Raw genomic sequence first — 23,868 nt, forward strand, 5'->3', positions numbered from 1 at the left:
CGCGCGTGCGCATCGAAAGCGACACGGAGAATCATCGACATGGGTATTTTTTCCGCGGATCCGCGCAAATCCGCGTGTGTGCTGCTGCCGCGCAGGCGCTTCGTACAGGGTCTCGCACTGGGTGGCCTTGCTGCCGGCCTCGGTCTGGCGCGGCTGCCGGCATTTGCCGCAGCGGCCTCGCCTAAGCGCAGCGTGCTGTACGGCAATGAATTCGATCTGGAGATCGGCGCGTTGCCGGTCAACTTCACCGGCGCCGCGCGCGACGCGGTCGTCGTCAACGGCCAGTTGCCGGCGCCGCTGCTGCGCTGGCGCCAGGGCGACACGGTCAGCTTGCGCGTGCACAACGTGCTTCGGGACCGCAGCTCGATCCACTGGCACGGCATCATCCTGCCGGCCGACATGGACGGCGTGCCCGGGCTTTCGTTCATGGGCATCGCACCGGGCGAGAGCTACACCTATCGCTTCACGGTGAACCAGGCCGGCACCTACTGGTATCACAGCCACTCGCGCTTCCAGGAACAGATCGGGCTGTATGGGCCGATCGTGATCGAGCCACGCGGTGGCGAACGCTTCCCGAGCGATCGCGAACATGTCGTCCTGCTCTCGGATTGGACCGACATCGATCCCGAGCACATCTACGCGACGCTGAAGAAGCGCAGCGACTACTACAACTTCGCCAAGCCGACCGCGCTGGATTTCCTTCGCGACGCGAGCGGGCGGGGCCTGCAGCAAGCGCTCGCCGAGCGGCGCATGTGGAACGAGATGCGCATGAATCCGAGCGATCTTGCTGATGTCTCCGGCTACGCCTACACCTATCTGATGAACGGCACGACGCCGGCCGCGAACTGGACCGGCCTGTTCATGCGCGGCGAGAAGGTGCGCCTGCGCTTCATCAACGGCGCATCGATGACGTTCTTCGACGTGCGCATTCCCGGATTGAAACTGCGCGTGGTCGCGCACGATGGCCAGGATGTCGAGCCGGTCAGCGTCGACGAATTCCGTCTGGGCCCGGCCGAGACCTGCGACGTGATCGTTGAGCCAGATGCGGAGCATGCCTACACGATCTTCGCGCAGTCGATGGATCGATCGGGTTACGCGCGCGGCACACTGGCCCCACGCGAAGGCATGTCGGTCGTAGTGCCGTCGCTCGATCCGCGCTCGCTGCTGACCATGCGCGACATGATGGGTGGGATGGATCATGGCGCCATGGACGGGTCCGGTCGCGCCGCGATGAAGGGCATGGAAGGTGGCTGCGGCGCGGCGATGCGCGGCAGCATGGATCACGCGTCGATGCCCGGCATGGACCACGGCGACATGCGGCACGGAGATGTCGCCACGGTCACGCACGCGCGCGCCGAGTTCGGCCCCGGCGTCGACATGCGTGTCGACATGCCGCGCACGAATCTCGACGATCCCGGCATCGGCTTGCGCGACAACGGCCGCCGCGTACTGACCTATGCCGACCTGCACAGCGTGACCGCACCGATCTCGGTGGATACGCAGCGCGACATCGAGCTGCATCTGACCGGGCACATGGAACGCTACGTCTGGTCGTTCAACGGCCGGAAGTTCTCCGACGCCGAACCGCTGCGCCTCAAGCACGGCGAGCGTGTGCGCATCACACTGGTCAACGACACGATGATGAACCATCCGATCCACCTGCACGGCATGTGGAGCGAAGTCGAAACGCCGGACGGATCGTTCCAGATGCGCAAGCACACGGTCGTCGTGCAGCCTGCGCAGAAGCTCAGCTATCGCGTCAGCGCCGACGCGCTCGGGCGCTGGGCCTATCACTGCCATCTGCTCTACCACATGGAAGCGGGCATGTTTCGCGAGGTGATGGTCGCATGAGCATCCATCGGTACATCCCCCGATTCGGCGCGGCGCTGGCGCTGGCGCTTGCGTTTGCCGTGGGCGCTCACGCGCAATCGCATGGCGATCATCCGGAAGAGTCGTCCGAGAAGAAGCCGGTGCAAGCGCAGGGCGCCCGTGCACAGCCTGCAGAATCCGCCCACAGCGCCATGGACCACGGCGGCATGCAGCATGGCGCGAGCCACGCCGTCGCCTCGCGTCCGCCGCCCGATCATGTGCCGCCGCCAGCGCCGACCCATGAGATGGGTCCGATGTCGCCTGTGCAGATGGTCGACGTCATGGGCATGGACGATCGTGCGATGTTCGGACTGTTCGCGCTGGACCGGTTCGAACGCGTGAAGACCGGCGATGGCTACGCGACCTCATGGAGCGCGCAGGGCTGGCTCGGCGGCGATTTCGACAAGCTGCACGTACGCAGCGAAGGCTCGCGCGCGAACGGTGCGGTCGAGCACGCGGATCTTGAGTTGCTGTGGGGCCACGCGATCGCGCCGTTCTGGGACAGCCAGCTGGGTGTGCGCCGCGATTTCGGGCGCGGTCCGGATCGCGGCTGGGTCGCGTTCGGTGTGCAGGGACTGGCACCGTACTGGTTCGAGATCGCGGCGACCGCATATGTCGGCGAGCAGGATAGGACCGCGCTGCGAGCGGAAGTCGACTACGAGCTGCTGCTGACCCAGCGCCTCGTGCTGCAGCCGCGTGTCGAACTCAACGCGTATGGCAGGGCCGATCCGGCGCTGCGCATTGGCTCCGGACTTTCCGACACATCATTCGGCTTGCGCCTGCGCTACGAAATCCGCCGCGAGTTCGCGCCGTATGTTGGCGTCGAGTGGACGAAGAGTTTTGGTGCGACCGCGGACTTCGCGCGCGAGGACGGTCACGATGTCACCGACCTGCGCTGGGTCGCCGGCGTGCGGGTGTGGTTCTAGGGAGGTGCGCATGTGGATCTTCGTGAAGACTCAGGCAGGTCGCCGCCGTGGCTTATGATGCGGCCATGTCCCGCCGCAAACCCTCATCACCCGTCAGCGGACTGTTCACCGAGTCTGACGACCTGAAGCCGCTCGCCGAGCGCATGCGTCCGCGCACGCTGGCTGAGATCGTCGGCCAGCCGCGCCTGCTCGGCGAAGACACGCCGCTGCGCCGCGCGATCGAGGCCGGGCACGTGCATTCGATGATCCTGTGGGGGCCGCCCGGCTGCGGCAAGACGACGCTCGCGCTGTTGCTGGCGAAATATGCGGATGCGGAGTTCCGCGCGATCTCGGCAGTGCTGTCCGGACTGCCGGATGTGCGTGCCGCGCTGGCCGAGGCCGAGGTGCGCTTTGCACAGGGCGTGCGCACGGTGCTGTTCGTCGACGAGGTGCACCGCTTCAACAAGGTGCAGCAGGACGCGTTCCTGCCGCATATCGAAAAGGGTGTGATCGTGTTCGTCGGTGCCACCACTGAAAACCCGTCGTTCGAGCTGAACTCCGCGCTGCTGTCACGCTGCCGCGTGCACGTGATGGATGCGGTGCCGGCCGACGCGATCCTCGCGGCGCTCCACCGTGCGCTGGCGGATGCGAAGCGCGGGCTCGGCGCGCTGAAACTGAGCGTCGACGACGCTGCGCTGGCGACAATGGCACAGGCTGCCGACGGTGACGTGCGCCGCGCGCTGACGTTTCTCGAGATCGCCGCCGAGCTGGCCCACGACGGCGTGATCGACGCAGCCACGCTCGCGCAAGTGCTCGCCGACCGCACGCGCCGCTTCGACAAGAGGGGCGAGCAGTTCTACGACCAGATCTCGGCGCTGCACAAGTCGGTGCGCTCGTCCGATCCCGACGCGGCGCTGTACTGGCTGACGCGCATGCTCGATGGCGGCTGCGATCCGAAGTATCTCGCGCGGCGCATGGTGCGCATGGCCGTCGAGGACATCGGTCTCGCCGACCCTCGCGCGTGGCGCATGGCGCTCGACGCCTGGGAGACATATGACCGGCTCGGCAGTCCGGAAGGTGAGCTCGGTCTCGCCGAGCTTGCGCTGTATCTCGCGGTCGCGCCGAAGAGCAACGCGGCCTACGCGGCATTCAACCAGGTCAAAGGCATCGTGCGTGAAACCGGCACGCTTGAGGTGCCGATGCACCTACGCAATGCGCCGACGAAACTGATGAAGGGGCTCGGCTACGGCAAGGGCTATCAGTACGACCACGATGCCGAGGGCGGCGTCGCGCTCGACCAGCAATGCCTGCCGGATGCCCTCGCCGACGCGACGTTCTATGCGCCGACCGAGCGCGGCCTGGAGGGCAAGTTTCGCGACAAGCTCGAAGCGTTGCGCGCGTCCCGACGCGCTGCGAGTCGCAGCAGAGGTGAATGAGGCGCCTCAACCTCCGTACATTTCAAGTACGAGGTGACCGCCCGAGTCCGGAGCGGATGCTCAATGGTGCGCAAGGTCGCGTTGCACGGTGCGCATGTTCACCTCGCGCAGTTCGGCGATCTGCAGTGCGGAAAGGCCTGCGAACACGCTCCAGTTCAGGGTCTGCGCGAGCTCAGGATCCTGCCGTTCGAGCGCGCCGAACGCTTGTTCCACGGCGAGCGCCTGGGGTGCGTCGAGCGCGCGGTCGGGCAGGTCCTCGTCGAATTGCGTGCGCACCAGATCGCCGCCGCGTTTGCAGGCAAGCCGTTCGCGCGCATTGTCGATCACGGTCTGACGCATCGCACAGGCGGCGAGATTGAAGAAGTGACGGCGGTCGTTCAGCGTCGTGGGCGATCCGCCGGCGAAGCCTCAGGAACGTCTCGTTGACCAGCGCGGTCGGCGTCAGCGTGGCCTGATCGCCGGACCTGCCCACTGGCGGGCAGCGAAGCGGCGTAACTCGGCGTAAACACGGGCGTAGGCTCGGTCACCGCCGTCGCCGCTGGCCGCAGCTCGAAGCCATGCAGTCAGCGGAATCGGATCCATTGGTATTGGTTGCTCATCGATGTGCTGCTGCCAGAGCGACCCCAGCACACCGTCTTGTCGCAAACCGAGCGGTATTCCGTTTCAGAAGGACGAGGCTGGTGGTTGATGCGGACCAGCGCAGCCGTTCGCGCCGCCGAAGCGACCCTTCCGCGTCACGAAGCTGAACATGCCAATCGCTCGGGCCCGTCGTATTCGCACGTCTGGTTTTTCACGCAACAGAGGCAACGGGATCAACACCATGCAATTCGCCAACACGTTACGCATGGCACCCTTGGTTGCATGTCTCGCGGCGGCGCTCGGTCTGCCGTCACCGTCAGCACATGCCGCGATCCGCAACGTGATCAGCTGTGCGGATGACTTGTCGGTTGGCACGCTGCGCCAGGTGGTGAGCGTGGCGGTGGATGGCGACATCGTCGACATGTCGGGGCTCACCTGCGGCACGATCACACTCATGCATGGAGAGATCCCCATCGCGGTGAACAATCTCGATTTTCAGGGACCGGGCGGCCCCAATTTGGGACCGGGGGATGTATCTCTCGACCACTTGCTGCTGACCGTCACCGTGCCGAGCGGCGCCAGCAGTCGCATCTTCCACCACACCGGAACAGGCCGGCTGCACCTCAACGGATTCCGAGTGGCAGGAGGGCATTACGCGCCGGTAAGCGGAGATGCCAAGGGCGGATGCATCAACTCGGCAGGTAACGTCAGGGTGGTAGGGGTTGTCGTCAGTAATTGCGCGGCCGCGGCGCCTTCGGGGTTCATTGCGGTCGGTGGCGGCATCTTTTCCTCCGGCTATACGAACGTGACCGCGAGCCGCGTCAGCGGTAATTCCGCAATCACCCCGGATGGGTATGCGACCGGAGGTGGGGTTGCGACGAACGGGTTCAGCGCCTACGCCAGCACCATCAGCGGCAATAGCGCCGTCGGTCAGAATGCCGCTGCCGTAGCCATTTGCGGTGGCATAAACGCGACCGGCAATGTCACCGTCACCCAGACGACGATCGATTCGAATCAGGCACTCAATGTCGGTGGGTTGTGCGAGAGGTCCACTGGCACTACGGCGAAGTTCGTCAACAGCACGATCTCGGGCAACACGGCCAGCGGCAATATCGGCGCCGTTTCTTCCGCGGCGCCGATCCAGATCTACAACAGCACGTTCGCCTTCAATTCGGGCAACGACAAGGCAGCGGTGTTCTCGAACGCGAATGCCATGGTCGTCAGTTCCATCATTGCTAAGAACACGACGACGCTCGGCGGCTTCACCGATCTGTACGTCAACGGCGCAGGCCATACTCTGAGTGGATCGAACAACCTGATCATCTCGTCCAATCTTGGTTTGCCCGATACGATCAGGGCAGATCCACAACTGACGCCACTGGCGGTTCATGGTGACTTCCTGAATGTCGGCTTGCGCACGCATGCGCCGCTTGCGACGAGTGTCGTCGTTGATAACGGAAGAAATCCGCTGTCGCTAACAACGGACGAGCGCGGCACCGGATACGCCCGCGAGGTGCCAGCCGGTGCGCCTGATATCGGCGCATACGAGCGACAGGTAAACGACGACGAGATCTTCTACAGCGGCTTCGATTGACTACGGTTGGGTGGCCTCCGCGTGTCGCAAACCGCGCCGTATTCCGTTTCAAAAGGCAGGCAGGTGATCTCCGGGATACCAGACCCCCGGTATGCGTTGCCGACTGCACAGCTGGACTGACAGGAGGAAGGAATATGTCTGCCACCCGACGCGACCACTTTCCCCGCACAGCACCGCTGGCAGCCTGCCTCGCCATGGCATTGGGCCTGGCACTGCCGTTGCGCACCGGTGCAACGACGGTCTGGAGCGTCAACAGCTGCGCCGACGACTTTTCCGCTGGCACCCTCCGACAGGCGGTGGCCAGCGCGAAGGACGGCGACTTCGTCGACCTCTCCGGGCTCCGGCTCACCTGCAGCATGATCACCCTGGCCCACGGCGAGATTCCGGTTGCCGTGAACAACCTGAAATTCGAAGGGGACATGTCGTTTCCCGGCTGGGTGACGATCGACGCAGCCAACGGGAGCAGGGTGCTGCATCACACCGGCAGCGGTTATCTGGACGTCAACTATCTGAAGCTGACTGGAGGCAAATATACAAGCACCACCGGAAGCGCCGTGGGCGGCTGCATCGCTTCCTCGGGAACGGTCAGACTGCGGTGGTCCACTGTCAGCAACTGCTCGGTCGAAGTATCAGGAAAGGCGCCCTCCAGTGCCTTTATCGCGGGAGGTGCCGGGATCTATGCGCCCGCGGTATCACTCTACGAGAGCCAAATCAGCGGCAATACGGCCATCGCTGCCAACTACAACAACTTTGCCAGTGGCGGCGGCATCAAGACCAGCAAGTTCACCAGCTCTTACAGCACGATCAGTGGAAATGTGGCCAGCGGTTCGAACACAGCCACCGGCGCTGCCGGTGGTGTGTTCGCCGGGATCGCGTCGATCCACCATTCGACGATCGATTCCAATCAGGCATCAGACCGCGTCGGCGGCGTGTCGCTGGGACACTTCTCGAGCGACACGGAGCTCATCGAAACCAGCACCATCTCCGGCAACAGCGCGAAGAGCGTGGGCGGCTTGGAGGTATTCGCGTCTTCGCTGCACCTCTACAACAGCACGATCGCATTCAATACCTCGACGACCCGCCAGGGGGCGTATCTGCAAGGCAACGCGACGATCGTCAGTTCCATCATCGCGAAGAACAGCTCGGCAAGCACCTTCCAGGACCTGTTCGTGGGCAGCGGCTTCACTTTCTTGGGCAACAGCAACCTGATCATGTCGAGCAACACGGCGCCGGCGGATACCATCAGTGCCGATCCGCAACTGGCGCCGCTCGCCTATCACGGCGAATTGAGACGCACCCACGCGTTGAATCCGTCGAGCCCGGCGGTAGACCAGGGAGTGGCCACTGCTGCGGGAGGTTCCACGGATGAACGTGGTCTCAACCGTTCCGTGGGGCTAGCGCCCGATATCGGCGCCTACGAGCGCCAGAACCACGATGACGAGATCTTCTACAGCGGCTTCGACTAGCTGGTGAAAGCCTGGGCGGCGCCTTCATGTCGCAAACCGCCCCGCGATCCGTTTCAGGTAACAGGCAGCCCCGAGTGCAGTCCGGTGGTGCCGGGTTGCCGCCACCTTCCGGGTGACGGTCTGGTCGGTTTTCGGAGGATCCATGCAGCCCACGTCGGTTACTCGCCATCTTCCGGTCAGGCAACTCGCTGCCTGCCTGGCCGCTGCGTTCGCATTGGGCGCGCCCCTGAGCGCATCGGCTACCAACATCGACAAGGTCACCAGTTGCCTGGACGACCTGTCTCCCGGAACCCTGCGCAAGGTCGTCGCCAGCGCGGCAACGGGCGATATCGTCGACCTGAGTTCGCTCTCCTGCAGCAAGATCACGCTGCAGTCGGGCGAGATCGCGGTAGCCCAGAAGAGTCTCGTTGTGTCGGGTCCGCTTGACCATACGCTGACGATCGACGCCGGCAGCAGGAGCCGCGTGTTCAACCACACGGGGACGGGCACGCTCGAGATCGCAGACCTGACGTTGGCTAACGGCAAATACGCGGGCGCGGCCTACGCACAGGGCGGATGCGTCGTGTCGGTCAATGGCACCGTCTTTCTCTCCGAGGCCGCCGTCACCGGATGCATTGCGAGTTCGAGCACTGCGGGAGCCAATGTTCACGGCGGTGGCATCTATGCGCACGGCGCGGTCGTGGCCAACAGTACGGTCAGCGGCAACCTGGTGATCGTCAGCGGCAGCACCGGATATGCAAGCGGTGGCGGGATATACGCAGCCGCCGGACTGCAGATGGGCTACAGCGCGGTGAGCGGCAACAGCGTGTCCGGCGGCAGGATAGCCAACGGCGGCGGGATATATGCCCGAGGAGCCATCGGGATATCCAGCAGCACGATCGATTCCAACAAGGCATCGCATGGCGGCGGCATATTAGCGGGCTCGCTTGCCGGCGGTAGCAATCACCTGTATCTGACCGACTCGACCGTTTCGGGCAACCACGCAACCATCGCCGGCGGCGTGGAGACGGCAACATTCACGAAGATCGCCAACAGCACGATCGCGTTCAACGTCGCGGACAGTCAAATTCCCGGCGTCAAAACGAGCACCGACATGGCCGTGCAGAGTTCGATCATCGCGAAGAACATGTACAGCTCCACCGGAGTCTTCGCGGATCTGTACATCCCTCCGACCAAGATACTTTCGGGTTCGAACGATCTGATCATTTCGTCGAACCGCTATCCGCCGGGAAACATCACCGCGGACCCGCAGCTGGGTCCCTTGTCGTATCACGGCACCGGTGTGTCCGTCGTGCGCTTGCTCACGCACGCTCTGAATCCAACGAGCCCCGCCGTCGACGCCGGCAACAATGCCGCCGGCCTCGCGTATGACGAACGCGGCACGTTCTTCGAGCGGGTTCGAGGCGCCGCTGCGGATATTGGCGCCTACGAGCGGCAGGACGTGGACGATGAAATCTTCTACAACGGTTTCGACTAGGGATCTTTTCGACGGCGCCGTGGGACCGGGCGATCGAGCGCAGCGGGGCGCTGTGACGATCCGGATTCTTCGAGTCATCGGCGACTGATCGACCCGGGTTGAGTTCGGCGCTGGCCAATAGCTGAATGGACGTGCCGACGGCCGCGTGGCCAGCTCGAGCGGCCAGCAGGCCATAATCGCCGCATTTCTTCCGGGAGTGCCGGGCATGTGCGGCGAGGAACAGTTCCGATGATCGGCGCGATCCGCGCGTTGCCTCGCACGGTCTGGCTGGTCGCGACGATCAGCCTGTTCAACGACGCCGCCAGCGACATGATCTATCCGCTGGTGCCGTTGTATCTCGCCTCGGTGTTGATGGCCGGGCCCAAAGCGCTCGGCCTGATCGAGGGCGTTGCCGAAGCGGTATCGAGCCTGCTCAAGCTGTTCGCCGGCGTGCTCGCCGACCGCAGCGGCAAGGTGCGCGTCTGGGTGGTCGCCGGCTACGGCGTCGCCGGTTTCGCGCGGCCCCTGATCGGGATCACGAGCAGCTGGCTCGGCGTGCTCGCCTGCCGCTTCGCCGATCGCGTCGGCAAGGGCCTGCGTTCGGCGCCGCGTGATGCGCTGATCAGCCTCAGCGTCGAACCGGGCCAGCGCGGGCTCGCGTTCGGCTTTCACCGTGCGATGGACAACTTCGGTGCGGTGATCGGGCCGCTGATGGCGGCAGCCCTGCTCGCAGCCGGCGTCGGACTTCGTCACGTGTTCCTGCTCGCGATCGTGCCGGCGCTGATCGTGCTCGCGCTCGCGTTCGCGGTGCCGGAACCCGAGCATCCGGCAGCGCGCACGAAGGAACCGGTCCGCTGGACATTCAGCGGACTTCCGCCATCGTTCCGCCGCTATCTGCTCGTGCTCGCGCTGTTCACGCTCGGCAATTCCTCGAACATGTTTCTGCTGCTGCGCGCGAACGAACTCGGTGCCAGCGCGACCCGCGTGACCCTGATGTGGGCGCTGTTCTCGTTGGTCGCGGCCGTGCTGTCGACGCCGCTGTCGGCCTTGTCCGACCGCTGGGGCAGGGCACGCACGCTCGGCGTCGCCTGGGCCGCGTACGCGGTCGCGTATCTGGTCATTGGTCTGCTGCCGGGTGCGGACTGGGCCTTGTGGGTCGCATTCGCCGGCTATGGCGTCGTCACCGCGGCGCTGGAGGGCACCGAGAAGGCGCTGGTCGCCGATCTCGTGCCGCGCGAGCGCATCGGCACCGCGTTCGGCTGGTACAACCTCGTCTCCGGCATCTTCCTGTTGCCGGCCTCACTGCTGTTCGGCTGGTTGTGGTCGACGCTGTCACCGTTCGCGGCGTTCGCGTTCGGCGCAGGTTGCGCATTCGCTGCTGCGTTTCTGCTGTGGTTCTGGGTGCGTAAGGGCCATGACGGAGGCCACAGCCTTCCGTAGGAGCGGCCCTTCGACGGGCTCAGGACAGGCTTCAGCCGCGATGCTTTTCCATAGGGCGAACACCATCCCCACCCAACCCTCCCCTTGAACGGGGAGGGCTTGAGAGAGCATCGCGGCTGAAGCCGCTCCTACGATGCAACTGCAGTTTGCGGAGAGCGGCGCCCAGCCGCGATAATCCGCGATCTTTCGATCTTCGCGGACTCTCACATGCTCGACCCGGCCCTGCTGCGCGGCCACCTCGCCGAAACTGCCAAGCGTCTCGCGACCCGCGGCTACACGCTCGATGTCGCCGCGCTGGAGGCGATCGAGGCGCAGCGCAAGAGCGCGCAGACCGAGACGCAGGAGCTGCAGAACCTGCGCAACACGCGCTCGAAGGCGATCGGCGTTGCAAAAGGCAAGGGCGAGGACGCGTCTGCGCTGCTGGCCGAGGTCGCCGGCATCGGCGACAAGTTGAAGGCGAACGAGCAGCATCTGGCCGAGATCCAGGCGAAGTTGGCGGACATCGCGCTCGGCATGCCGAACCTGCCGCACGAATCCGCGCCGGTCGGCGACGACGAAACCGGCAATGTCGAACAGCACCGCTGGGGTACGCCGCGCGCGTTCGATTTTGCCGTCAAGGATCATGTCGAACTCGGCGCACACAAGGGCTGGCTCGATGGTGACACCGGCGCGAAGCTGTCCGGCGCGCGCTTTACCGTGCTGCGCGGCGAACTCGCACGGCTGCATCGCGCGCTTGCGCAGTTCATGCTCGATCTGCACACGACAGAGCACGGCTATCTCGAATGCAACGTGCCGCTGCTGGTCAATGCCGACGCGATGCAGGGCACCGGCCAGTTGCCGAAGTTCGAAGAGGACTTGTTCGCAACCGAGGTCGGCGAAACGAAGCGCTATCTGATCCCGACGGCCGAAGTCTCGCTGACCAACATCGTGCGCGAGGAGATCGTTGAGGCGGACAAGCTGCCGCTGCGCATGGCCGCGCATTCGCTGTGCTTCCGCGCCGAGGCCGGCTCACACGGCCGCGATACACGCGGCATGATCCGCCAGCACCAGTTCGAGAAAGTCGAGCTGGTCAGCATCGCCAAGCCGGCCGAGAGCTTCGCCGAGCACGAGCGCATGACGCGTTGCGCCGAGGTCGTGCTGGAGAAGCTCGGCCTGCCGTATCGCCGCGTGCTGCTGTGCACCGGCGACATGGGCTTCACCGCGACCAAGACCTTCGATCTCGAGGTCTGGCTGCCTTCGCAGAACACCTACCGCGAAATCTCCTCGTGCTCGAACTGCACGGACTTCCAGGCGCGTCGCATGCACGCGCGCTGGCGCAATCCGGAGACCGGCAAACCCGAACTCGTGCATACGCTGAACGGTTCCGGCGTCGCGGTCGGTCGCGCGCTGATCGCGGTGATGGAGAACTACCAGAACGTGGACGGTTCGATCACCGTGCCAGCGGCGTTGCGCCAGTACATGGGTGGGGCCGAGCGCATCGCGTAGCCGCCCACCCCATCACCGCAGGCTTCGTCTGCAGTGATGGATCATGGGGTGTGGTTGCTCTGGAACGAAGCGCGACACTGCGTCGATCCGCAGTCGTAGCTATCAGCGGTTGGATCGGTGAATTTCACATTGGCGTAGTACGTCTGTCCGGGCGTGAGCTCGCATCCTTGTGCGGAGGCGGTCGGAACTTTCCATGTGCCCATGATTCCCCCGGGCGAAACGTTCTCGACAAGGCACATCGCGCCGGTGGGATGGAAGTCCCCGCACTTGGGGCTGATGGCCATCGTGACGTTCAGGCCGGGCAGGGTTTCGCCGTGCGAAAACATTCCGCGCTGATCCGGCGACAATCCCTCCGGCACAGTGAATTCTGCGGCCAGATAGCCGTCGCGCGGGAAGTACCAGAACACGGCGTATCCCTGCGCCCATGGCATGTCCACCAGAGGGGCCGTCGCGATGTTGTGGCCCCATATATTGATGGCCTGCGTGGCATCCACGACCCGTTGATCGAATCCGTCGTACCGCCAGTTGACGGTCGTGGTGCCGATGCGGCCCGGCGGGCAGTAGGACGCAGCTTCAAAGCCGTCCGCAAACATGGCATCGGCTGGCTGCGCTCGTGCGATGGGTACCAGCAACACGCTGGCGATGATGACGCGGAAAATCATTCTGGTTTCTCGTGTAGATGGACTGGGTCGACTGCTGAACGCACGGATCGACATGGGCGCACGCTGCGCCCATCCGGATTCCGGGCTGGTCCATCCAGGACCGCCCGCCAGGCTCTGCATCGGGAAACGAGGGAGCGCTGCGCGGCGTTGCGTGGTCGCACCGTGTCCGAAGCGACACCGATGCGGCCGTTTGTTCTTGCAGAAGCGGTAATCCGCTGCGATCAGAACTTCATGCAGGCGGACGATATCCGTGCACGCTCTAACACCCGACAGGGCGCAAAAGCAGGGCACGTCTTGGGGGAACACAGGTAACGCATAGTTGTTGTAACACATTGATCCTTAAAAGTTCGTTGAGGGGATTTACGAATTTCGTTGTCTCTCCTCAGGCTATGCGCGGACGCCGTAATCAAGCGTCTCGTGTCTTGCTGCTGCCGGAGCGAATAGCCAGGTCGTGCGCTCGGCCGGAACACTGGCCCTGCATCAAACGACCCGGTGTCAGCCAAGTGCGCATTCCCTGAACACGAACGCTCGCCGTGGCGTGCGGGGTGCGTCGGGCCAACGGATACGTGCGGCAGAGCCGCCGATCTGTAAACGATCGGTATCTAAACAGTCACGCAGGATCCCTAGCATCGACCGGATGACATGCTGGCCGGGGCGGGCTTCGGGTGTCGCTGGGGATTCTTTTCCCATTCAAGGAATCCGGCGATGTCCAGTGGACGCTTCAAGCTGTTCGGCTTTGCGGTGTTTTCCGTCGGTGTGCAGCTCGCTTACGCCGCCGGGACGGCGACGCTGTCGGGTCAGGTTGAAAGCGCCGAGGAACACCGGCCCTTGGCCGGCGCCCGTGTCGAGATCCGCGGCGCTGGCCACAGCAGCAACGTGCTAACCGCCATCGACGGCACGTATCGTTTCGAGGCGGTCGAGCCGGGCACCTATGTATTGGTGGTGACATATAACGGCCACGTGCTTGCCGAGAAGCAGGTGGTCGCGGATGCCGCAAAGGCCGACGAGGAGTTCTTCACGTTCACACGCGCAGCACTCGGCACGGTGACACTCAAGGAAGTCACGGTCACCGCACAGGTGACGCCGACAGCGATGGCGCGCGCGGCGCAGCAGGATGCGCCGAACCTGATTGACATCCGGCCGGTCGAAGAGATCCGCAAGCTGCCGGACGTCAACGCCGCCGAGGCGGTGCGGCGCATTCCCGGCATCTCGCTCGAAACCGATACCGGCGAGGGGCGTTTCGTCAATATCCGTGGCCTCGATGCCGACCTCAACAGCACCACGTTCGGTGGCGTGCGCATTCCGCCGACGAACACGGCATCGCCGCTCGGCGGCGGTCGCGCCGTCGCTTTCGACTCGATCCCTGCCGGTTTGATCGGCGCGATCACCGTCACCAAGACCAATCTTCCCGAGCAGGATGCGGAAGCGCTCGGCGGTACGATCGAGATCACGCCGAAGCAGGTGCCGCCCGCGAAGGACTATTACCTCGACGGTCACCTGGGCACCGGCCTCGAGACGCTTCGCAACTCTCCGATCAAGGATTTCCAGATATCAGGCGGCGGCCGCTTCGGTTTCGGTGATTCAGCCTACAAGCCTTTCAGCTTCATCGGCACGGCGGCGTGGTACGAGGATCATCGCAACGTCGACGACATCGAAGCCGCCTACGTCGATCAGCAGCCGACCGTGCCGGACAAGGCGTTCGCCGCATTCGAGCAGCGTTACTACCGCTACCACCGCCGCCGTATCGGCTACGGTGGCGAACTGGATTTCGAACCGAACACCGACAACCGCTGGTACGTGCGCTACTTCGACGCGGGCTACACGGAAACCGTGAATCGCCAGCGCCTGCTGTACAACTTTTCCGGCAACGTCAGCCCCGATCCGGCGAATGCGAACGGCTTCATCGACCCGGCAGTGACCTTCAACAAGACCTTGCGCGACCATAAGGAGATCATCGACACGCGTGTGCTTGCGCTCGGCGGCGAGAACCATCTTCCGTCGTGGACGCTCGACTACCGCGCTGCACTGACGATCGGCAGCTTCAACGCGCCATACGACTACAACAGCACATTCGGCAATCCGAATGCCGCTACGGTCGCCTACGACAACACCAGCAATCCGAATTTCCCGCGCTTCAACGTCGGTGCCCCCATCAATCCGTCCGACCCTGCCAACTACGTGCTCACCGGTTTTGGAAACGGTAAACAGAACTCGCATGACCAGGAATGGTCGGGCGTGGCCAACGCGACGATTCCGACGAGCTTCTTCGCGGGCGATGGCGAGAACTTCAAGACCGGGGTCAGCGCGCGACTACGCCGCCGCCATGGCGAGATCGGCAGCTTCAGCTACGCGAGCGTGCCGCCGGTGCCTCTGGGCGACGCAATCGGCGGTCAGCCAGTGTCGTTCTATGACAACCATTACCAGAACGGCTACAACATCGATTACAACTTCATGCGCAAGCTGTTTCTCGGCAACTCCAGCCTGTTTCCCGAGAATACGCTGGTCGACGCGGCGACCGACGCGCTCGGGTCGACTCACGACAAGGAAAACGTCTACGCAGCGTATGGCCAATACCAGTTCACACCGACCGATAAGCTCAGCGTGCTCGCCGGCGTGCGCTGGGAGCGCACCGATGCGACTTACGGTGCCAACGCGGTGCTGACGGACAGCAACGGCAACCTGACCGGCGTCGCACCGAGTATCGCGTCGCGCACTTACGACAATTTCTTCCCGACCGTGCAGGCACGCCTCGAACTATCACCGAGCCTGGTCGCGCGAGCGGTCTATTCGAGGACGATCGCGCGGCCCGGCTTCAGTCAGGTGTCTGCGTCGATCAACATCAATCCGGGCGCGGATTCGGTGACACAAGGCAATCCGAATCTCAAGCCAACCACGAGCGACAACATCGATGTCGCACTGGAATACTACCTGGACGACGGCGGCATCCTTTCGCTGGGCTTGTTCAACAAGGCGCTCAGCGACTACATCGTCAACAAGCAAACCACGGTACTGTTCCCGAACAACGGCCTCTTTGCAGGTTTCGTCGGGCCGGCGCACGTGTTCACATTCGACAACATCAACTCTGCGTACGCACGTGGGCTCGAATTCAACTACGAGCAGAAGTTCCACCAACTGCCGGAACCGTTCAGCGGCCTCGGCGTACGCGCGAATTGGACGTATGTCGATTCACACCTGCAAATTCGCAACGGTGATTTCACGATGCTGCCGTCGACCTCGAAGAACACGGCGAATCTCGGCCTCAGCTACGACTACCGCGGCCTGGATCTGAATCTCGCCGCGTACTACACGAGCAAGAACATCTTCGCGATCGGCGGATCCCTCGCGACCGACGTGTATTCGCAGCCGCGCTTCTCGCTGGACTTTGGCGGCAGCTACAAGGTGAACGAGTGGGCGTCTGTCTACTTCGCCGCAAAGAACCTCACCAACACGCCACTGAAGTTCACCGAGGGGCCGGGACAGAATCGACCGACCCAGCGCGAGTTCTACGAGACGACGCTGCTCGCCGGCGTACGCTTCCAGTTCTGATCGATTCCCTTCGCGCGCTCATCGATCGCGCAGGCAATGTGAACAAGCCCGCACGGATGCGGGCTTGTTGCGAGAGTCGCCTACAAGCGAGGCCCCGGCAGAGACCGGGACTTCGCAACGCTCGTGTCTTCAGCAGGTCTCGCGTCGCGTGCACTCGACGAAGACCGGGTCCGCGCCCAGCAGGTCCAGGATCGGAAGCACGATCCTGGGTCCGTTCGCGCTGTTCGTGAGGATCACCGTTCCGTTGCGCTTCGTGAGGTTGATGTAGACGAAGGTCGAGACGCCGGGGTCCGAGCCATCGTGCGTGAGAAAGAGTTCTCCGCCGATCCGGAACACTTCCCATCCGAGACCAAATCCCGCTTCGTCGGGGCAGCCAGGAGCCTGGTTCGTTGAACACTTCGCGGATCTTTCCACGACTTGCACGCGGCTGCGCTCATTCGCAAGGCCCTTGGCCAGGCGGTCGCCGCGCATCACGCTCAGCATGAAGCGGGCGTAGTCGCTCGCGGTCGTGTAGATCATGTCAGAGGCGACCCATTTGCGTGTGAGCTGGGGCTTCAGTGCTTTGCCTTGGGCATCCATCGGCGCCGCGATGCGGCCGTCGAACCAGGGGCGCTCGGTATACGCCGTCTCCTTCATGCCGATCGGGTCGAATACCAGGTTCTGCGCCAGCGCTTCGAAGTCGGTGGCTGTCCTCTTCTCGGTGAAACGTGCCACGTATTCATAGCCTTCACCGGAATATCCGAAGGCCTCCCCCGGCGCACGCTTGAACGTGAGCACGCGGCCCGTCTGTGATCGCCAATTGGGAAAACCCGTCTGGTGGCTGAGCGCAAGCCTCGGTGTGAGCAGTTTGCTGCGCTCGTCGTTGGCGATATCGGGATCGACCCAGTACCGGTACATCGGTTCGTCCAGCGTCAACTGGCCGCGTGACGCGGCTTGCAGGATCACTTCCGCGGAGATCGGCTTGCTCAACGATGCAATGTTGTAGAGCGTCTTCGTATTGGCGGGGATACCCGGACTTTGCGATCCGTATGCCGCCGCGAACACGAGCTTGTCCGCTTCCACGTGAGCGATCGATACGCTCGGGATGGCGTAGGCGGCGAGCAGGTTCGGCACATCGCGGTCGAGCCTCGAACGAATTTCCTGTTCGCGCCGGGCGACGGTATTCGATCGATCCGGAGCGCTCGTGCATGCGCTGGCCGCGAGCACGTACAGCGCGGCGGCGAGCAGCTTGACGGTGTTCTTCATGACATCTCCTGTGGGTCGGGGCATATGCCGAACAAGGGGCAAGGGGCCGCGCATCGATGGAGATCTATTGCTTGATGAGGGAAGTCCATTGGGCCAATACGAAAGCCCGGCTCTGGACGCGCTCGGCACGCGGTTGGCCCGCAACGGATGGGAACAGGCCATGCGTCGGCATCACGCTGGATTCGTCCGCTCTTGCGGTGATCGCTCCATCGAGCACGTTTCCGCTGCGCAGTTTCAATTTCAGACCGAGGACATAGGGGCGCCGCGTGGCGTCATCGATCTCCAGGCTTCCGGTCGTCACGCCGCGCAGGAATCCATCCTTCGAGTAGCGTGGAAAATTGAGCAGCGATTCCAGCTGATTCGCCAGCCGGATCTTGATGTCGCCCGATTCCAGCACCTGAACGGTGATCGGAACCTCCGACTGGTAAGTGAAGACCTTGCCTTCCCACAGGCCGACCAAATCGGGCGGAGGCGTGAATTTCGCGCTGGGCGATTCCGGCCGGCGAGCCGGCGCTTTCCACTTCGGGAGCGTCGCACCCATGATCTGGTCCGCGACCATGGGGGCGATGCGGTCTTCCGCATTGCACAGAACCACCACCACCAGACGCTCCGACGGAACCAACCGCAGTTCGGTTCGAACGCCGGGCATGTCGCCGTCGTGCGAGATGATCGCGTAGCCGGAATCGTGGCGGATCTCCCAGCCGATGCCGTAGCCGCTCCCGTTGCCTTCGTCCATGGTCTGCTCGTGCATGGCGTCGATCAGCGAGTCCGGCAGAATCGCTTTCTGATCGGCAAGATGCGCCTTCAGATGGAACAGGCCGAACCGGGCCAGGTCGTGGGCGCTTGCGTAGAGAGCCGAGGCGCCATCGTGATCGGTCTCGTAGAGCGGAATCGGCAGGCCGTCGTGGCCGTAACGGACGGCTTCGAATTGCACAACGCCGGGAGCGGGGCCGACCGCGCTTCGGGTCATGCCGAGTGGAAGGAAGACGTCTTCCCGCATGTAGTCGGCGAACGATTTGCCGGCCTGGCGGGCAATCACGTAGTCGAGAATGCCGTACCCGAGATTCGAGTACTGGTAGTGCTCTCCGGGCGGCGTCACCAGATCGCCATAGCGCCGCAGGATTTCGTCGAACGGCGGACGGCGCCAAGGTTCGTTCGCGTAGAAGAACTGGTAGTGCTCCGCGAGGCCGGACGAATGATTGGCGACTCGCCGCACGGTCGCGTCGTTCGCGTCGCCGATTCGTGCGCGAAGTCCGGCGCTCCCGAGATAGGCGTTGACCGGTTTGTCGAGGTCGACCTTGCCGGCTCCGACCAACGTCATCAGCGCGGTCGCCGTCAGCGGCTTGGAGACCGAGGCCAGCGAGTACATCGTGTCGGCGGTGGCCGGAATACGTTTCTCGCGATCCGCCCAGCCGAAACCTTCTTCCCAGACAATGCGGCCGTTCCGGGCAACCGCCACGGCAACGGATGGCACCTGCCGCTGCGTCAGCAGCGTCCTGATCGACTGCCGAATGGCATCGAACCGATCCGCGGCGACGGCCGAGCCATCGAGCAAGAACACCAGGCCGACGGCGAGAACACGCCTGAGTGAAAGCCGCCGCGCAAGGTGCGCAGGGGCGGTGGCCTCGGTGGTTTCCGCGGCTTGTCGCCGCGATTCACCGCTTTCGGGCGAGCGGTCTATCGGAATCGTCGGCATCGGCAAAGCGAGGCGGCTGTTCATCCAGACTTCTCCCGATAGTCGGGCTCCTCAGATGCGGTGCGTGCCGGCGAGGGTTTAGATCTTGCGCCATGAGAGCGGACGTCGCGTGCCGGCTGTCGTAGCCGAATGCGATGGCGCCGCCGGTTGCCAGCAGTGGCCTGAATTGACGTGTAACGATCGTTTCATGTAACGTACGTTTCATGCGCGGCAGAAAAGACGAACTGATTGCGTCGCTGATCACCTATCTGCTCGAAAACGGGCTGGCCGATCTTTCGTTGCGCCCTCTCGCCGCAGCAACCGGAACCAGCGCCCGCTTGCTGATCTACCACTTCGGATCGAAGGAAGGATTGCTCGCCGAGGTGCTCGAGGCGATGCAGGTGCATGTGCGGCAGTCCTTCTCCCGGCTGCTGGAGAGGACATCGAAGGACAAGAGTGCCCAACCGCCGCTCAAGCTGTTCTGGAACTGGGCGATTGCGGAGGAAAACTACGCGTACCTGAAGCTGCTGTATGAACTGCAGATCCTGGCCATTCAAAACCCGGCGACGTATGCGCAATACCTGCAGCGCAACGCCCAAAGATGGATGGATTTTGCATTGGCGGCCATGTCTGCATCGGAGCGAAGTCCAGCCCAGGCTACGTTGTACGGCGCCGTGTTCGATGGCTTGTTCATCGAGCTCATGAGCACCGGCGATCGCAAGCGCACCACACAGACTCTCGATCGATTCATCCAGATCGTCAGGGACGCGTATGCGAGCCGCTCATAGAAATCGAAGTATCAATCGGAAAATCCATCGCCTCGACTACCCGGACGTCAAACCATGATGAAGCTTGCTTCGTATGCGTTTTCGGCAACATTCCTGCTCGCGTCCTTCGGGGCGTGCGCGCAAGTCGCCTCAGGGTCGATGGACGTGCACTGGAACGAAGGCGCCGCCGATTGCGCTAGGAATCCGCCGCCACCGTTGCAAGTGCATGCGTACAACGAGCGCACCTTCATCCTGCGCCAGAGTCTGTGCGCAACCTACGAAGGGCCGTTCATATACCTGCTCGTGGGCTCGGGCAAGGCGCTCCTGATCGATACGGGAGACGTCTCCGATCCGAAGACGATGCCGCTCGCACAGACCGTGCTGTCGCTGCTCGCGGGCGCTGGAGCTTCGAAGCTGCCTCTGGTCGTCGTACATACGCACGGTCATCTGGATCATCGTGCAGGGGATACTCAATTCCAGTCGCAGCCAAACGTCGAAGTCGTCCCCACCGACGTCGACCATGTGAAGCAGTATTTCGGCTTTCCGCTGTGGCCCAACGGAATCGCGCAGATCGATCTCGGCGACCGTATCGTCGACGTGATGCCTGCGCCGGGACATCACCAGGCGCATGTCGTCTACTACGATCGACAGACCGGCCTGTTCTTCTCTGGAGATTTCCTGCTGCCCGGCCGGCTGCTGATCGAGGATACCGGTGCGGATCTTGTGAGTGCGCGCCGTGTCGCCGACTTCGTCAAGGACCGGCCCGTGAGTCACGTGCTCGGCGGACACATCGAACTCGATGAAGGCGGCAATACCTTCTTCGGTGATGCGTATCACCCACACGAGCGGTCCCTGCAGCTTTCCAAGCAGGATCTGCTCGACCTGCCCGAAGTCGTCGCAGGCTTCAACGGCTTCTATGGCCAGCGCGGCATCCACATCCTGATGAACCAGAACCGCGTGCTGATGCTGCTGGGAGGCGCGATGCTTGCTGCGGTGGTGGCGCTGGTGCTCGGCGCTCGTTGGCTGTGGCGTCGCCGCAAGCGGAGCACGTCGGCTGGCCGGTCAGCGGCCGTGGACGTCACCTGAAAAGCCAACCCGATCGCTGCGATGGTGGCCCGGAAGCGATTTCCGGGTTCGCCTGAAAGGGTGTGAATCAGGAGGGTGGTGCGAAGGCGGGACTCGCAGCGATAGTAGCCGCAACGGTTTCACGACTCGAAGTCGCAGGGTTACTCACACCGTTACTCACAGAACAACGATGCTGGCCACCGGACTGATACCGGCATCACCGCCTGGGATTCGGCGGGATTTGCCGAGACGATTACACCAGATTTGCGGCTAAGGTGCGCAGACTGGCGCGCGCAATTGTTGACGTATCGTCGGGCGGGGTATCTATTCCACAACTTTCAAGGAAGGGGTTGTGGGATGACTTGGCAGTTTTTGAACATGCTGATAGCAGCAGTCGCCCTACTATTTTCCGTAGGCCCGAAGGTGCGGACGTGGTTCAAGGCGAAAAGGTTGGAAGTCGGATTTCACCAAAGGATCAATATCGGGCACCGGGTAGGTAACCCGTGGATCGGAGTTCACGTTTCGATCAAGAATACCGGGGGGCGGGAAGTAAAAATCAAGAAGATGTCTGCCGTTGTTTCTCGTGATGGAACGCTCGTGTGCACGCTTCCTGGATCAGCATTTTTTGAGAACTCCGGCGATCAGGCCTCATCGCTGCTACTGGCATTCAAGCTCAAGCCCGGAGATGAGTGGGCGCATACGGTAACGTTTGCGAGTGAAGCAACGCGGACCCGTGAAGAGCGGTATCGAAATGCCCTCCATCCATTGGTTGAATCGATTACCGCCTTGAAGGTCAGCGGTGATGGCCGACCAGACAGAATTGTTCGAGCCCCAGAAAGTTTTGCGGAGCCCTTTGAAGAGCTTTTTGCTGAGCAGTTTGTGTGGGAGCGCGGCGAGTATTCGCTTGATATTCGACTAGAGACCGAGCCTCAGTTAGCACCGATCGACAATCTTCGATTCACCCTTTTTGACTCGGACAGCGAATATTTCAAAGCCCAGGTCAAGGAGTACGACACTGGCGCCGGGATTTACTGGGACAGTTTGACAAGTGGATATCTTTCGATACCGTTGAGTTGAAGTAGCAGTAAGTGCCCACCCGCGAAGAAAGGGGCAAGCGATGCCTGAGCAACCCGATAAGCCCGACATCGATAGGCGGCGACGCGATCTCTATGCGATCTCTCTGGGGCTCCTGGTATACAACCTCGCGGGCGGATCTCTCGATACATCGACGAGCACACTGTTCGGTTCAATCCATGTCAATCGTGTATGGGTGCTTTGGGTCGGCGCGTGGATGATGTGGTCCTACTTTCTCTGGCGGTTCTGGCTCGCCGCGCGCCCGATATGGCTGTCGTTTCTAGACGACGTAGACTCCACGATTCAAACATCCGGGCGATACAAAGAATATTGCCACGCGGTCTTTGATCTCATTGCCAAGCGCGCAAAAGAAGGTATCGAAGGATTTACGCCCAGCGACTGGGCCCCGAACAGTCCTGCCGACCGGAAGGAGCGACTCAACATTGCGACTCAGTGCGATGGGCTGGCCAGGGATGGAGCCACATATCTTCTCGATGGCCGTTCATATGCGCGCTCCTTGAATCATGTGCGTTACGCACGATCCGATGGAACGGAAGCCGGGAACTTCTTCACGTTTCCGGATTCAGTTTGGAAGATGATCGATGGCGAACTTCCGTGGCAAGGCGCTGTGCGCAACGCAATACTTCGGCGAGCCCTCATGCACGCCGCATTCCGTCTTCATGCGTTTTCGGATCGAATTCTGCCCATCGTTGTCGCGGTGCTCGCAGCGTTGGTCCAGCTATCGCGCTGGATATGGCATGCATGGCACTAGAGACTGACAGCAAGATTCGTAAGCGCATTCTCTAACCAGGATGTATCTCCATGTCTGAGCCAAATAAGTTACTTACGCTTGAGAAATGGGCCGAGCGGCTATACGGCGACGCGGCTCCAAGCATAGGAACTTTGCGGCGCTGGGCGAGGGATGCTCGCATTCATCCGAGGCCATACAAGCATGGGCGGACCTACTTTGTTGAGCCCGATGCAACGTATGTGTCTGAGGAGATGTTTCGCGTGCGTCCGCGCCTAGTGGACAGGATTGGCGCTGGCCGCAGACGGCAAGCATAGCGATCAAACCGAGATGCGCGAATCAGACTTCGACCGGCGCGGCAACGACTGGCTTATCGAGAATGCCAGCGGCTCGCTCATAGGGCGCCAGGTCGATCCGCGCGCGATACTTACGCCGCGGCCTAGCCGCGCCGTCCTCTTTCCGCGCAGCCATCGCCTCGGCGACTTTGCGGCGCTCGGCGGTTTGCTTGATTTCCAGGTCGCGCAGGTAGGCGTCCAAGGTCACGCGCCGGAAAACAGTGTGCTTCTGGTTCAAAGAAACGCCCGGCAGTTGGCCGCTGCTGAACAGCGCCTTTGTGGAGTCGCGGCCGAGCTTGAGATACGCGGCGGCTTCGGCAAGGGATAGTGTGTCGTTCAAGTCTTGCCTCCCAGCTGCATTTCGGCAATGTGCTTGTGATCGTCGCCGCCATAGCGGCTGCGCTCTCCGCGCCCGACTCTTTCGCGCGACGAGTTGAATCATTTCGCCGATCCCGAGTCTGTCCCGAAGATCCAGCGTGGTCGGCGAGTTTCTGAAGGCTGCTGATCCACCTGTCAAACTA

Annotated in this window: 19 protein-coding genes; 14 read left to right on the forward strand and 5 right to left on the reverse strand. The window is 62.8% G+C overall.

The features are described 5' to 3' along the window. The first annotated feature begins 39 nt into the window (after window positions 1-39). The 3 genes from ABD002_RS10170 to ABD002_RS10180 all read left to right on the forward strand — a co-directional run bounded on the left by ABD002_RS10170 (window position 40) and on the right by ABD002_RS10180 (window position 4,210). Window positions 40-1,851 carry a copper resistance system multicopper oxidase gene (locus tag ABD002_RS10170; protein ID WP_343790448.1) on the forward strand — a complete coding sequence of 604 codons (1,812 nt, stop codon included), beginning with the start codon at window positions 40-42 and terminating at the stop codon, window positions 1,849-1,851. Beyond that, complete coding sequence (locus tag ABD002_RS10175) at window positions 1,848-2,795, forward strand: copper resistance protein B (RefSeq protein ID WP_343790451.1); 948 nt, start codon at window positions 1,848-1,850, stop codon at window positions 2,793-2,795. The genes ABD002_RS10170 and ABD002_RS10175 overlap by 4 nt, the downstream gene beginning before the upstream one ends. A gap of 65 nt (window positions 2,796-2,860) precedes the next feature. After that, a complete protein-coding gene (locus ABD002_RS10180; RefSeq protein ID WP_343790454.1) occupies window positions 2,861-4,210 on the forward strand; it encodes a replication-associated recombination protein A in 1,350 nt (449 codons plus the stop codon). 60 nt (window positions 4,211-4,270) lie between these two features. Here ABD002_RS10180 and ABD002_RS10185 read toward each other — a convergent pair whose 3' ends face one another. Further along, a complete protein-coding gene (locus ABD002_RS10185; RefSeq protein ID WP_343790697.1) occupies window positions 4,271-4,591 on the reverse strand; it encodes an ECF-type sigma factor in 321 nt (106 codons plus the stop codon). 439 nt (window positions 4,592-5,030) lie between these two features. On the opposite strand from ABD002_RS10185, the gene ABD002_RS10190 reads away from it, so the two are divergent. From ABD002_RS10190 to serS, 5 genes are all read left to right on the forward strand, one after another. Then, window positions 5,031-6,383, forward strand: a complete 1,353-nt coding sequence (locus ABD002_RS10190) for a choice-of-anchor Q domain-containing protein (RefSeq protein WP_343790457.1) — start codon at window positions 5,031-5,033, stop codon at window positions 6,381-6,383. Between the two features lie 134 nt (window positions 6,384-6,517). After that, window positions 6,518-7,849, forward strand: a complete 1,332-nt coding sequence (locus ABD002_RS10195) for a choice-of-anchor Q domain-containing protein (RefSeq protein ID WP_343790460.1) — start codon at window positions 6,518-6,520, stop codon at window positions 7,847-7,849. Between the two features lie 142 nt (window positions 7,850-7,991). Continuing rightward, window positions 7,992-9,326, forward strand: a complete 1,335-nt coding sequence (locus ABD002_RS10200) for a choice-of-anchor Q domain-containing protein (RefSeq protein WP_343790463.1) — start codon at window positions 7,992-7,994, stop codon at window positions 9,324-9,326. 228 nt (window positions 9,327-9,554) lie between these two features. Further along, window positions 9,555-10,745 (forward strand): MFS transporter, encoded by a 1,191-nt coding sequence (locus ABD002_RS10205; protein ID WP_343790466.1) that lies wholly within the window; start codon window positions 9,555-9,557, stop codon window positions 10,743-10,745. A gap of 207 nt (window positions 10,746-10,952) precedes the next feature. Next, complete coding sequence (gene serS / locus ABD002_RS10210; protein ID WP_343790469.1) at window positions 10,953-12,230, forward strand: serine--tRNA ligase; 1,278 nt, start codon at window positions 10,953-10,955, stop codon at window positions 12,228-12,230. Window positions 12,231-12,271: 41 nt separating this feature from the next. Here the strand turns inward: serS and ABD002_RS10215 are convergent, their stop codons facing one another. Further along, window positions 12,272-12,892 carry a hypothetical protein gene (locus tag ABD002_RS10215; RefSeq protein ID WP_343790472.1) on the reverse strand — a complete coding sequence of 207 codons (621 nt, stop codon included), beginning with the start codon at window positions 12,890-12,892 and terminating at the stop codon, window positions 12,272-12,274. A 705-nt stretch (window positions 12,893-13,597) separates the two neighbouring features. Between ABD002_RS10215 and ABD002_RS10220 the strand changes: the two genes are divergently transcribed. Further along, window positions 13,598-16,438: a TonB-dependent receptor gene (locus ABD002_RS10220; RefSeq protein ID WP_343790475.1), complete on the forward strand. Its 2,841-nt coding sequence runs from the start codon at window positions 13,598-13,600 to the stop codon at window positions 16,436-16,438. A gap of 129 nt (window positions 16,439-16,567) precedes the next feature. On the opposite strand, the gene ABD002_RS10225 is transcribed toward ABD002_RS10220, so the two are convergent. Together ABD002_RS10225 and ABD002_RS10230 are read right to left on the reverse strand one after the other, a co-directional pair. After that, window positions 16,568-17,812, reverse strand: coding sequence for a serine hydrolase domain-containing protein (locus ABD002_RS10225; protein ID WP_343790478.1), 1,245 nt, complete (start codon window positions 17,810-17,812; stop codon window positions 16,568-16,570). Then, entirely contained in the window at window positions 17,748-19,403 is a 1,656-nt protein-coding gene (locus ABD002_RS10230) for a serine hydrolase domain-containing protein (protein ID WP_343790481.1), read from the reverse strand. Before ABD002_RS10230 ends, ABD002_RS10225 begins: the two co-directional genes overlap by 65 nt. Before the next feature lie 179 nt (window positions 19,404-19,582). Here ABD002_RS10230 and ABD002_RS10235 point away from each other — a divergent pair, with 179 nt between their 5' ends. The 5 genes from ABD002_RS10235 to ABD002_RS19685 all read left to right on the forward strand — a co-directional run bounded on the left by ABD002_RS10235 (window position 19,583) and on the right by ABD002_RS19685 (window position 23,329). Further along, the gene (locus tag ABD002_RS10235) at window positions 19,583-20,146 is read left to right on the forward strand and encodes a TetR family transcriptional regulator (protein ID WP_343790484.1); all 564 of its coding nucleotides are present in this window, start codon (window positions 19,583-19,585) and stop codon (window positions 20,144-20,146) included. A 54-nt stretch (window positions 20,147-20,200) separates the two neighbouring features. After that, a complete protein-coding gene (locus ABD002_RS10240) occupies window positions 20,201-21,211 on the forward strand; it encodes an MBL fold metallo-hydrolase (RefSeq protein ID WP_343790487.1) in 1,011 nt (336 codons plus the stop codon). Window positions 21,212-21,547: 336 nt separating this feature from the next. Further along, a complete protein-coding gene (locus ABD002_RS10245) occupies window positions 21,548-22,267 on the forward strand; it encodes a hypothetical protein (RefSeq protein WP_343790490.1) in 720 nt (239 codons plus the stop codon). 40 nt (window positions 22,268-22,307) lie between these two features. Further along, window positions 22,308-23,036, forward strand: coding sequence for a hypothetical protein (locus tag ABD002_RS10250; protein ID WP_343790493.1), 729 nt, complete (start codon window positions 22,308-22,310; stop codon window positions 23,034-23,036). 50 nt (window positions 23,037-23,086) lie between these two features. Next, on the forward strand, window positions 23,087-23,329 hold the full coding sequence (locus tag ABD002_RS19685) for an excisionase (RefSeq protein WP_379989167.1): 243 nt from the start codon (window positions 23,087-23,089) through the stop codon (window positions 23,327-23,329). Window positions 23,330-23,351: 22 nt separating this feature from the next. On the opposite strand, the gene ABD002_RS10255 is transcribed toward ABD002_RS19685, so the two are convergent. Further along, the gene (locus ABD002_RS10255; RefSeq protein ID WP_343790496.1) at window positions 23,352-23,687 is read right to left on the reverse strand and encodes a helix-turn-helix domain-containing protein; all 336 of its coding nucleotides are present in this window, start codon (window positions 23,685-23,687) and stop codon (window positions 23,352-23,354) included. Between the last annotated feature and the right edge of the window lie 181 nt (window positions 23,688-23,868).

Origin of the sequence: Dokdonella soli, from assembly GCF_039523175.1 — a bacterium.
Lineage (GTDB): Bacteria > Pseudomonadota > Gammaproteobacteria > Xanthomonadales > Rhodanobacteraceae > Dokdonella_A > Dokdonella_A soli.